We start from the raw sequence: 11,110 nt of genomic DNA, 5'->3' as shown, positions 1-11,110 counted from the left end.
CATCATTCACCGGCACCGCGGTAAAGACCGCAGAGGCGCTGCCGGATTTTCCGCCCGCGCTGGCGCTGACGGTGACGGTTTCCGCCGTGGTGTCGATGAGGCTGACGGTGGCGATCCCGCTGGCGTTGGTGGTGACGGTGAGCGGCGTGGTGGCGGTGGCCGTTCCCACGTTCCAGGTGACGCTGACCCCCGGCATCGGCTGGCCCGACGCGCTGGTAACCAGCGCCTGCGCGACGTTGACCGTGCTGCCGTCGGCAGGGGAATTGTTGGTGGTCATGGTCACTGCGACAGCGGCGACAGTCTGGCTCACGAAGGTTGAGTTTACGGAATCCGTCTTATTCCCGGCACTGGCGCTCAGCTTTATAGCGCCCGGGGTCGTGGAAGAAAGATGAATCGTTGCCACACCGCTGCTGTTCGTGGCCTTGTCGCTGCTGACAATTGTGGCACCATTGCCCACTTTCCAGGATATCGCAACGCCGGAGAGTCCTTTACCGCTGGCATCTTTCACCTGTACCTGGGCGGCGTTTTGATCGGTGCCGTCGGCAATACTGTTATCTTTAGTGACGACGAGATCCAGATTTGCGACTAAGAGATTGAATGCCGCAGATGTCGTGCGTACGACAGAACCGGAGGTGGCGGTCACGATCACCTGACCCGCAGTCGTATTCGTCAGGTTAACGGAAGTATTGCCATTTGCATCCGTCACGCTGTTCGTACTGCTCAGAGCCGCGTTGCCACTCACCGTCCAGACGATGGCGGCATGGGCGGCAGGCTTGCCATCAGCGGTGACAGCATGAAGCGTAACGGTGTCGGCAGAGGTGCCATCCGCCGGACTGTTATTTTTTATTGTTGCAAGCGTCATATCCGCCACCGCTTTTGACGTCGCTTTTTTCTTGTATTGCAGGATAATTTCATTGTTGCGATCAACGAGATCGTAACGGCTGCCAGCCAGACTCCGTCGTGTGGCCACTTGCTCGGGGGAGATTTGCGACTGCCATGAGCTATCAAGCGCGTAGTGAAAGTTCAGGCTGAACTTCATTTCGTCCATGGAATCCTGGCCACGCTTATAATCGATGCCAGCGGTAATCAGGGGCACGGGCGTATAATTTAAACCGACCGTCACTGCGGAGGGGTTACTCTGCAAATGATCTTTATCGAACAACGCCACGTTATCACCGTAATATTGTTCGTACATTAATTTCGCGCCTAGCTGTGGAAACGAAGGAAGATAACCTTCTGCGCGCACGTCATAACCGTCAGCAGGCTTTTCATTGTAATTATCAAAATCGCCTGAGTTGTGCCATTGACTGGTTCCAATATACGTATTGGCGGAAAGTTTGAGATAATTTGTCCAGGCTTCAGCGCCAAATCCGATCCGGCGATTTTCACCCGTAAAATCATCATCAAAAAAGACGTTACCGCCGAACATCCAGTCGCGGACATAGAATGTGCGTACCCCTAAGCCAATGTTGCCGGTCGTGCGGCCATCAGGTGCGCGAATGCCTAGCTGGGTGAAAAGCACGGATTTCTTATTGTCATAGAGCGGAGCCAGGAAATCAAAAGCGCTATTATCCCAGTTTCCGTTATCATCGACGTCAAGCGTGACCTGCGCAGTACCGAAATGGCTTAACCATTCTTCAACCGTTGAGGCCGCATGAGTTGTTGCGAGATGTGTTGCGGTGTTTTTTATTGCATCAGCGCCATTTTGTGCCGCACTGCTGGCAAGCGACGCGCTAAGCGTTGACGCATCAGACATATCTGTTTCAGTCGCGCCAGGCCCGGATGAGGCGTGCGCGGGTAATACTAATAAAGGGAACGCTATTTGTAGGAGGATTTGCGCCCAGATAACAATCTTTTTTAACAGGCTAATTTTTAACGTATTCTTTTCCATTATGGATTGCTCATGCATAAATTCTCAATCAACACCCGTGCTACAGGTATCCTTAATGATGCCAAATGCATCTTAATATCCTGAAAAATGCAGTATTAACCTATGCCTTAATTTCCCATATAAATATCGATGCCATACCAGACAGCATTAATGCTCCTGGAATAACAGGATGAGTATGTAAAAGAGTAAGTTGCTGAATTTAAATAATTACAGCAAAGCGCCTTCAATAAGGATTAAATGTATCGATGGTTTCTCCTGCTAAAAGTCAACGAGAGCATAAAAACTGATGACCCTTTGCAATACCTTTTGTTGAACATGTAAGTAAATGTTATTAACGCTGACATTATTAACTGGCTAACGCCGAGTCTGAAAGCGGAAATTACTATAATAGGATTAATAAGAATATTCCAGTGATGATAAGGGGGGTTAAGCGTGCTAATAAACAGGGTGATGTATAAAGTGTATTTTTATGCTCACTCTTTTGCAAAAAAAGGCCAGTATAAAGCTATATAAAATAGATAATAATAGGGTCTCTGCTACACGTGGATTAATTTTGTTTATCGCTATTTGAGAATGGCTTACGGGAGTAAAGATTATTGCTGAAATATCTGTATACGAACAATTTACCGGAAGAAAAAATAGTCTGGCGGCTTTGCCCGTACGCTCATTACACGATGAGCGCGCGGAAACGGGCTGTACCGGTTTGAGAAGAATGAGGGGGCTTTTATAAATGAAGTGCGTTACAGGTTCACATAACACGTTAGAGGTGGTGAGTATGTTCTGAGGAGTATATTGATGAGCAGTAAGGTAGCATTGGGAGAGATAATCATGACACTCGTTTCCGACCCGATAGAAATGATCAGAATTTTGATCATATTGACCCTGGGTGAGGTGGGCAGATGGTTATGTGGCGGCGATCGGCTGCGTGAAAGAACAGGCGATCTGATTATCAGTATCCTGCTCTTTGCTCTTATCAGGCCGCATATCATTAGCATGTCATCCATCTTCGGCATGCGGATATCTTCACGAACTATTGCCATCTGCATCGCGCTGGTGGGTTCAAAGGGTATTAACCGTATTCTGGTTTATATCATTAAGAAAAGGACAGGATTTGATATTGATAAAGTGCTCGAAAAGAAAAAATAACACATCGCAAAGACTGTATTGTAAAGCATGGTATTAAAATCTCTGATGTATATGATTGACACCAATACATCAGAGATGATTTTATGGCATGTCGGTCTTAATAAGCAGGAAAGGAATTACTGTGCTTGTTTTGTAATAGCGGCTAATACTTGCATAATGTCAGAAACAATGGCTGTGCTTTTATGTTTTTTATTGATATAAAGCCCGCTCTGAATTCTGATGTCTGGTATTTTTATCTTCTTTACACCCGGTGGCGAAAAAAACGAAGTGAGACATTCGGGTAATAACATCATTCCCTCTCCCGAACTTACTGAAATGAGAATAGAGGCCGTATCTCTGTCTGTTTCTATAATATCCACATGCGGTATAAAGCTTTTGATGCTATTTGAGATAATTCCTTTTAACTCATTGGAGAAAACATCCTTTCTGATAAGCAGGCTTACATTACGGATGCTGTTAAAGTTTTTTAGCGCTGTGACGTGAAGTGTTTCAGGCATAAGAAGGAAAATGGATTCATCACTGGCTTTATGAAAAATAAGATTATCAGTGTAAGCTATTTCTCTGAAGGATAAGATGCCTGCGTCGGGGTTAGTGTGAAGAGACTGGATATCGGCGCAGGAGACAGAGACGCGCCTGCAACACACAGGCTGGTTCGTTTTTTTTAGCCAGGATAAAATATGCTGATAAATGACCAGTGGGACACTAATGTCGCAAAGTAACTCAAATCGGGAGCATTTGGCTGAGATACTGAAGTCGTTTTCTATCGAATAGAGGAGGTCGTAAACAGGTTTGATTTTCTCATAAAGCGTAATCGCTAATTCTGTTGGTTCAAGGTAATTATATTTTCTGATAAATAATTTCCCTCCCATTTTTTCTTCCATTTCGTAGATTACGCGGGCGAGAGGTGAGCGTGTTACACACAGTTGCTCTGCCGCACTGTTGATGCATTTCGCTTCAAAACAAACAATAAAGTATTTTAATTTTTTTGATATTAACAAATTCATCATTACCCCCGTTCAAAAGTTTCCTTCTTCAACAACATATTTGAAGATGATTGATGGGAAAATAATACCTTCCAGATCCCTCATATGTAGTAGCTGTCTGTCCGTGCTCCTGTGCAGGTCTCTCACAGGTAAGATACGCGATTAGCTATTATCCTTGGCTCAAAAATGGCTGACAGAATGCGCATTAATCGCACATTTCTGGATGGTAATAAGCAATGAGCGGCTCATGCTGATTCCGTCATTATTTTACCAGGCAAAATTTAGGGCGGCATACCAGAATATGATGTTGTTGTGCGTGTAATTTTTTATTTGATATTCGCTATTAGCAGGTACAGATAATAGCCGGTCTGTAGCAGGAGAGCAGTAAAATCAACCGCGGACATCTCTTTCTGACTGACTGTAATGTTTCAGGCGAGCAGACATGAAATCACAGGTATGCGTCAGTGTGCGACTGGCTATTTTTTGCCTAAAGAGAGGGGGTATTGACAGGAACGGGAAAGATAAACGCATCGGTCAGGATACGACAGATATAAAAAGAGCAAGTCTTTCGACTTGCTCTTTTCCGGGGTAATGTGCCACTCACATTGCTGCGGACTGGCGCATTTAAATTTTGGTCGGCACGAGAGGATTTGAACCTCCGACCCCTGACACCCCATGACAGTGCGCTACCAGGCTGCGCTACGTGCCGACGTGGAGGCTTATACTACCCGTTTTCACGCTGATTGCAAGCCGCGCCAGGCCGAGTGATTTATAAATAATCAATCAGTTAGCAATGAAGCGTTTTTCATCCGTCAGCACCTGCAGCAGCAGGCTGAGCTGCGGTTTATCGTCCTTCATTCGCTCGCCGCGCAGGTCATACATCCGGTAGTTGCCGTTGTTGTCCAGCACCAGCGTCATCTGCGGCGTCGTCACCGCCAGCGTATTGTTATCCGCGCTCACCACCCAGTTATTGCGGCGGGCAGGGGAGAAGAGATCTTCGCCCTGCGAATATTCATAAGCCGGTGTGCGCACATGCAACAGACGCTGCATCAGGGTCGTCATCACGTCCTGATGATCGGTCAGTTTCGTCACGCGCTGCGCAGGCGTGCCCGGCCAGTGGATAACCAGCGGCACCTGAATGCGCGAGCGATCCCAGCCGAAGCTCTCCTGCTGCTTGCCTAACGGAACGCCGCGGCCCGCCGTGATAATCACAACGGTATTATCCAGCTTACCGCTCGCTTTAAGCGACGCCAGCACGCGATCAATCTGCGTATCCACATTCCCCGCCGCGCGGGCGTAGCGGCGCGTAAAGGCCGCCTGCTGAGTATCTTCATCAATGTTGGTGCCATTGAAGGAGACCCATGAGAACCAGCGGTTATCTTCTGACGCGTATTTGTTGAGCCAGCTAATCCACTGCGACGCGGTTTGATCGTCGCCCTGCGGCTGTGTCGTCGGGAGTGAGAAGTCCGACAGCAGCGCCTGGCGGTACAGCGAACTGCTGAAACCATCTGACGCGAACAGGCCGAGCTGATACCCCTGCTGATTCAGCGCGGTGATCAGCGCCGCCGGAATACGGGCGGCCAGCACGCCATCCATGTAACCCGGCGAAATTCCGTAGAACAGGCCAAAAATGCCGCTATCGGTCAGATTCCCGGAGCTGAAATGCTGGGTGAAATTGATGTTGTCGTGCGCAAACTGCGCAAGCGACGGCATCTGTTTTTCAAAGCGCGAGTAGTTCAGGCCATCGACCGTAATCAACAGCACGTTATGCCCGGAGCCCATATCGCCGTAGCGCAGATCGCTCAGCGGATATTGTACGCTGACCGCCTCCGGATCGCCTTGCTCCACCAGACGGCGCTGATACTCCTGCGCGTCCAGCAGGCCATGTTTTTCCAGAAAACGGCGCGCCGTCATCGGGTAGGAGAGCGGGAGGTTCGCGCGCTGCATCGTGACCGGACGGTAGAAATTGGCATCGGCCCAGATATACATCACGTGCGTAGTCACAAACGAGGCGAAAAAGAGCGCGGCCACGGGGCGTGCGTACCGGCGGCGGCGCGTCAGGCTGCGCAGCTTCTGCCAGCTCCAGGTGGCGAACAGCATCTCGATAAGCAAAATCACCGGCACCGCGATAAACATCAGCTGCCAGTCGCGGGCCATTTCGCTTTGATCGGGGTTAATCACCACCTGCCAGACCACCGGATTGATATGCAGGTGGAAGCGGGTAAAGACTTCGCTGTCGACCAGCAGCAGCGTCATGCCGATGGTCGCGAGAATCGCCGACAGGAACCGCATCAGCCGTTGCGACATCACGATAAACGTGAGCGGGAACAGGATCAGCAGGTACGTGGCAAACACCAGAAAGCTAAAATGGCCCACCAGACTCACGTAGGAGTAAATCCGGCCCGTCAGGGTCGTGGGCCAGTCGGCGATAAACAGATAGCGGCTACCGAGGACAATGGAGAAGAGAATATTGAACAGGGCGAACCAGTGCCCCCAGCTGATCATCTGGGAGACTTTTTCGCGGTAGCGCTGACGGTTAGTCACCATAGCTTTTTAACGTTCTTCCTTAATGCGCGTTATCGTCGCGAATGGAGGACTGCAACGCCTCCGCGAAGGAGCGCGCCAGCGTCTTGCGCTGCGCGGGAGCCACGCTGTTATTGATAACATTGGTGACCATATTCCCAAGTACCATCAGGGAAAGGTCGGTCGGCGCCTTGTGCTTTGACAGCACGCTCGCCAGTTCAGTCAGTAATTCTTCAACGCGTTCGTCACTATAGCGGGATAGTTGTGGCATAAATCAACATCAGTTTGTTCAGGAAAGTCCAATATCTTACCGTAGCAGTGGCTTTATTTCCGCTTTTTTATCAGCGGTTGCGCAGGACGGCAGGCAGTGGTTGAATACGCCCCTGCCCAACAGGAGAGTTTATCATGAGTCTGGATATCAACCAGATTGCCTTACATCAGTTAATTAAGCGCGATGAGCAGAACCTGGAGCTTATCCTGCGCGACTCGCTGCTTGAACCTGGCAATACGGTCACGGAAATGATGGCCGAGCTGCATCGCGTCTACAGCGCGAAAAGCAAAGCCTACGGCCTTTTTAACGAAGAGAGCGAGCTTGCCGAGGCGCTGCGTCAGTGTCGTCGCGGCGATGAAGATTTCCTCGCGTTCAGCCGTGCGGCCACCGGCCGTCTGCGTGACGAGCTGGCGAAATACCCGTTCGCGGATGGCGGTATCGTGCTGTTTTGTCACTATCGTTATCTCGCGGTCGAATACCTGCTGGTGGCGGTGCTGAACAATTTAAGCAGCATGCGCGTTAACGAACAGCTGGATATCAGCACCACGCACTATCTGGATATCAACCACGCCGATATCGTCGCGCGCATCGATCTGACCGAATGGGAAACCAACCCGGAATCGACCCGCTACTTAACCTTCCTGAAAGGCCGGGTAGGGCGCAAGGTCGCCGATTTCTTTATGGATTTCCTGGGCGCGAGCGTGGGGCTTGATACCAAAGCGCAGAACCGCGGGTTGTTGCAGGCGCTGGATGATTTCACCGCCGAGGCGCAGCTCGATAAAGCCGAGCGCCAGAACGTGCGCGCGCAGGTCTACAGCTACTGTAACGAGCAGTTGCAGGCGGGCGAAGAAATTGCGCTGTCTGAGCTTTCCAAAGAGCTGCCGAGTTTTGGCGAGAAAAGCTTCCAGGAGTTTACGGCGGAGCAGGGCTATGAGCTGGAAGAGACCTTCCCGGCGGACCGCAGCACGCTGCGTCAGCTGACCAAATACGCCGGCAGCGGCGGAGGGCTTACGATTAACTTCGACGCCATGCTGCTTGGCGAGCGTATTTTCTGGGATCCGGCGACCGACACGCTGACCATTAAAGGCACGCCGCCGAACCTGCGCGATCAGCTACAGCGCCGGACGTCAGGCAAATAAACGTGAAATGAAAAAGGGCGGAATTTCCGCCCTTAATTTTTGCGCCTGAATTACAGGCAAAAAAAACGCCGCATAGCGCGGCGTTTTTTCTTCATTGCACTTACGCGCGAACGAAGTCGATGTGGTGCAGTTTCGGTTTGTACGGGTGACGCTGTACAGCCTGAACTTTTACTTTAACTTCTTTGCCATCGATAGCCAGAGTCAGCACTTCGCTGTAAAACTCCGGTTTAGCCTGCATGTTCATCACTTTGTCGTGGTCCAGTTCGATTGCAACCGGAGCCTCGGTGCCACCGTAAACGATAGCCGGGAACTTGTTGGCGTGACGCAGGCGGCGGCTCGCACCCTTACCCTGCTCTTTACGTACTTCAGCGTTGATAGTAAACATTGACATCTCTCTTAATAAAGAAACCTGTTACAGGCGACCCAGCAACAGGCAAATGACTGGCTTTGCGGATGCAAAAGCGGGCGGCATTATAGCTATTTGAGCGCGCAGGGGCAACGAAAACCGCCGCTACCCACGTAATTCATTGGCCCGGCGGAACCGCCCGTTATAATCGAACACCTTTTCACGCACCTGCCAGTACTGGCCTTTAAGCCTGGCCACCACGAAATCCGGATGACGCAGCAGCGCCTGCTGGGCCACGATATCATTAACCGTTATCCAGCGCAGCGGCACCCCCGGCGTGCGGGTGTGCGGGCGAATAAAAAGCTGTTCGAAGGCGGTGCGTTGCGCGGGCGTGTGCAGGCGAAAGCGTTCGCTGACGTCCGCGCCGTCCTCATCGTAATAGGTCACTTTCAGCCATTCGCCTTTCTCATCGGCGCCTGGCTGGAGCTGCATGCCGCCGCAACGCAGCACCAGCGCGTCTTTAAGCTTCAGCGCCGCTTTCAGCATGTCGTCCGGATCTACCAGCACCTTGTCGCATTCGCGGCAGCGCCGCGCAGCGATGTCGTTTTCCGCATTGCAGTGCGGACAGTTTTTAAAGCGGAAGCGGTAGTCGCACTGTTCACGGTGGCCCTCGTCATCTTCGAACCAGCCCTGGCAGCGGCGGCCGAAATGCTCGATAAGCGTGCCATCCGCCGTGGTTTTGCCCCAGAACGTATTGGCAAAACCGCAGGCGGGGCAGAAGACCTGCACCGGCACGTTGTCGCTTTTACCCTTCGGCGCGCCCACTTCCGGCGCGTAGAGATCGTGCGGGTTGCCCGCGTAATCAAGGATAAGGCAATCTTTTTTGCCCGGCGACAGCCGCAGCCCGCGCCCGACAATCTGCTGATAGAGGCTGACCGATTCAGTCGGGCGCAGAATAGCGATGAGATCCACATGTGGCGCGTCAAAGCCGGTGGTGAGTACCGCCACGTTGACGAGAAAACGCAACTGCTGGGCTTTAAACGCCTCAATAATCGCGTCGCGCTCGCGCCCCGGCGTTTCACCAGTGATAAGCGCCGCTTCGCCGGCAGGCAGCAGGCCGGTGATTTCGCGCGCGTGCTCGACGGTCGCGGCGAAAATCATCGCGCCGCGCCGGTCAGCGGCGAATTCCACAATCTGGCTCACGATATGCGGCGTGATGCGCTGCTGCTGTTTCAGCTCGCGGTTAAGGTCAGCCTCGCTGAACAGCCCGTTGCTCTGGGCCTGCAGGCGGCTGAAATCATATTGCACCACCGGCATATCGAGCCGCTCCGGCGGCGTCAGGTAGCCGTGTTTAATCATGTAGCGCAGCGGCAGCTCGTAGATGCAGTCGCGAAACAACGCTTTTTCATCGCCGCGCACCATGCCGTGATAATGAAACTGGTAAATCCAGCCTTTGCCGAGGCGAAACGGTGTCGCGGTCAGCCCCAGTAAGCGCAGGCGCGGGTTCTGCTTACGCAGGTGCGTGAGAATTTGCTGATACTGGCTGTCGTCATCATCGCTGATGCGATGGCACTCATCGACAATCACCAGCGAGAATTCTCCCTGAAAATGGTCGAGGTTGCGCGCCACCGACTGCACGCTGCCGAACACGACCTTGCCGTGGCTCTGTTTGCGTGCGAGACCGGCCGCGTAAATATCGGCCTCAAGCCCGAGCGCCAGATATTTCGCATGGTTTTGCGCCACCAGCTCTTTCACGTGGGCGAGCACCAGCACACGGCCGCGTGCGAGCCGCGCCAGTTCGGCGATCACCAGGCTTTTGCCTGCGCCGGTCGGCAGAACGATCGCCGCTGGCGCGTCGTGGCGGCGAAAATGGTTAAGGGTGGCATCCACCGCTTCGCGCTGGTAGGGACGTAAAGTAAAGGACATGGGGCCTGCAGAAATAGGGATCACGCTAATATTATGCCACGAATCATTTTCATCTTGTGAGCGGGCCATTGCCCGTTATACTGACGGCTCTGATTCCGCTTCAAGCATATTGACGGGCGCTTTGCCCGCCCCCGCGTCGGAACTGCATCAACAACAGGCTTATAAACGTAATGCGACTTGATAAATTTATCGCCCAGCAGCTTGGCGTCAGCCGCGCTATTGCTGGCCGTGAAATTCGCGCCAGCCGGGTCACGGTGGATGGCGAGATTGTAAAAGACAGCGCTTTTAAACTGCTGGCGGATCACGACGTCGAATATGACGGCAATCCGCTCATCCAGCAGAACGGCCCACGCTATTTTATGCTGAATAAACCGCAGGGCTACGTCTGCTCCACCGACGATCCGGATCACCCGACGGTGCTCTATTTTCTGGACGAGCCGGTCGCGCATAAGCTGCACGCCGCAGGGCGGCTGGATATCGACACCACCGGCCTTGTGCTGATGACTGACGACGGCCAGTGGTCGCACCGCATCACCTCGCCGCGCCACCATTGCGAGAAAACCTATCTGGTGACGCTGGAATCGCCGGTGGCGGATGACACCGCGGCGCTGTTTGCCAAAGGCGTACAGCTCAACAACGAAAAAGATCTCACCAAACCGGCGCAGCTTGAAGTGATCACCCCGACCGAAGTGCGTCTCACCATCAGCGAAGGGCGCTATCATCAGGTGAAGCGCATGTTTGCGGCGGTGGGTAATTACGTTGTCGGTCTGCATCGCGAGCGCATCGGGGCGATTGAACTCGATCCTGAGCTTGCGCCTGGCGAATACCGCCCGTTAACCGAAGACGAAATTGCCAGCGTTGGCATGCCGTCACGCTAATTTCAGG

The 11,110-nt window shown here is 52.5% G+C and carries 9 protein-coding genes and 1 tRNA gene; 3 read left to right on the top strand and 7 right to left on the bottom strand.

Annotated elements, in window-relative coordinates; genetic code table 11:
* A partial coding sequence (gene inv / locus ACUW6V_RS04420; RefSeq protein WP_454038045.1) for an inverse autotransporter invasin Inv occupies positions 1-1,891 on the bottom strand: 1,891 nt, incomplete at its 3' end.
* Positions 1,892-2,686: 795 nt separating this feature from the next.
* On the opposite strand from inv, the gene ACUW6V_RS04415 reads away from it, so the two are divergent.
* Entirely contained in the window at positions 2,687-3,037 is a 351-nt protein-coding gene (locus ACUW6V_RS04415) for a hypothetical protein (RefSeq protein WP_454038044.1), read from the top strand.
* A gap of 116 nt (positions 3,038-3,153) precedes the next feature.
* Here ACUW6V_RS04415 and ACUW6V_RS04410 read toward each other — a convergent pair whose 3' ends face one another.
* The 4 genes from ACUW6V_RS04410 to ACUW6V_RS04395 all read right to left on the bottom strand — a co-directional run bounded on the left by ACUW6V_RS04410 (position 3,154) and on the right by ACUW6V_RS04395 (position 6,814).
* The gene (locus ACUW6V_RS04410) at positions 3,154-4,044 is read right to left on the bottom strand and encodes a LysR family transcriptional regulator (RefSeq protein WP_015386491.1); all 891 of its coding nucleotides are present in this window, start codon (positions 4,042-4,044) and stop codon (positions 3,154-3,156) included.
* A 608-nt stretch (positions 4,045-4,652) separates the two neighbouring features.
* Positions 4,653-4,729, bottom strand: a tRNA-Pro gene (locus ACUW6V_RS04405).
* Positions 4,730-4,803: 74 nt separating this feature from the next.
* Complete coding sequence (yejM, locus tag ACUW6V_RS04400) at positions 4,804-6,567, bottom strand: LPS biosynthesis-modulating metalloenzyme YejM (RefSeq protein WP_014728472.1); 1,764 nt, start codon at positions 6,565-6,567, stop codon at positions 4,804-4,806.
* 19 nt (positions 6,568-6,586) lie between these two features.
* On the bottom strand, positions 6,587-6,814 hold the full coding sequence (locus ACUW6V_RS04395) for a YejL family protein (protein ID WP_004387431.1): 228 nt from the start codon (positions 6,812-6,814) through the stop codon (positions 6,587-6,589).
* A 134-nt stretch (positions 6,815-6,948) separates the two neighbouring features.
* Here ACUW6V_RS04395 and yejK point away from each other — a divergent pair, with 134 nt between their 5' ends.
* Complete coding sequence (gene yejK / locus ACUW6V_RS04390) at positions 6,949-7,953, top strand: nucleoid-associated protein YejK (RefSeq protein ID WP_004387432.1); 1,005 nt, start codon at positions 6,949-6,951, stop codon at positions 7,951-7,953.
* 100 nt (positions 7,954-8,053) lie between these two features.
* On the opposite strand, the gene rplY is transcribed toward yejK, so the two are convergent.
* Both rplY and ACUW6V_RS04380 read right to left on the bottom strand, forming a co-directional pair.
* Positions 8,054-8,338, bottom strand: a complete 285-nt coding sequence (gene rplY, locus ACUW6V_RS04385) for a 50S ribosomal protein L25 (RefSeq protein WP_004387433.1) — start codon at positions 8,336-8,338, stop codon at positions 8,054-8,056.
* 126 nt (positions 8,339-8,464) lie between these two features.
* Positions 8,465-10,225: a DEAD/DEAH box helicase gene (locus ACUW6V_RS04380; RefSeq protein ID WP_454038043.1), complete on the bottom strand. Its 1,761-nt coding sequence runs from the start codon at positions 10,223-10,225 to the stop codon at positions 8,465-8,467.
* A gap of 170 nt (positions 10,226-10,395) precedes the next feature.
* On the opposite strand from ACUW6V_RS04380, the gene rsuA reads away from it, so the two are divergent.
* Positions 10,396-11,103: a 16S rRNA pseudouridine(516) synthase RsuA gene (gene rsuA / locus ACUW6V_RS04375; RefSeq protein ID WP_105578690.1), complete on the top strand. Its 708-nt coding sequence runs from the start codon at positions 10,396-10,398 to the stop codon at positions 11,101-11,103.
* Positions 11,104-11,110 lie beyond the last annotated feature (7 nt).

The sequence above is a fragment of the Cronobacter sp. 153480017-3 genome, assembly GCF_053627815.1.
Note: the sequence above shows the minus strand (reverse complement) of the source record. Positions and strands in the feature narration are given on the sequence as shown.

Bases quoted from the DNA above. Each gene is read 5' to 3' on its own strand.
- ACUW6V_RS04415 (WP_454038044.1), top strand. From the start codon at position 2,687: ATGAGCAGTAAGGTAGCATTGGGAGAGATAATCATGACACTCGTTTCC.
- ACUW6V_RS04410 (WP_015386491.1), bottom strand. From the start codon at position 4,044: ATGATGAATTTGTTAATATCAAAAAAATTAAAATACTTTATTGTTTGT.
- yejM (WP_014728472.1), bottom strand. From the start codon at position 6,567: ATGGTGACTAACCGTCAGCGCTACCGCGAAAAAGTCTCCCAGATGATC.
- ACUW6V_RS04395 (WP_004387431.1), bottom strand. From the start codon at position 6,814: ATGCCACAACTATCCCGCTATAGTGACGAACGCGTTGAAGAATTACTG.
- yejK (WP_004387432.1), top strand. From the start codon at position 6,949: ATGAGTCTGGATATCAACCAGATTGCCTTACATCAGTTAATTAAGCGC.
- rplY (WP_004387433.1), bottom strand. From the start codon at position 8,338: ATGTTTACTATCAACGCTGAAGTACGTAAAGAGCAGGGTAAGGGTGCG.
- ACUW6V_RS04380 (WP_454038043.1), bottom strand. From the start codon at position 10,225: ATGTCCTTTACTTTACGTCCCTACCAGCGCGAAGCGGTGGATGCCACC.
- rsuA (WP_105578690.1), top strand. From the start codon at position 10,396: ATGCGACTTGATAAATTTATCGCCCAGCAGCTTGGCGTCAGCCGCGCT.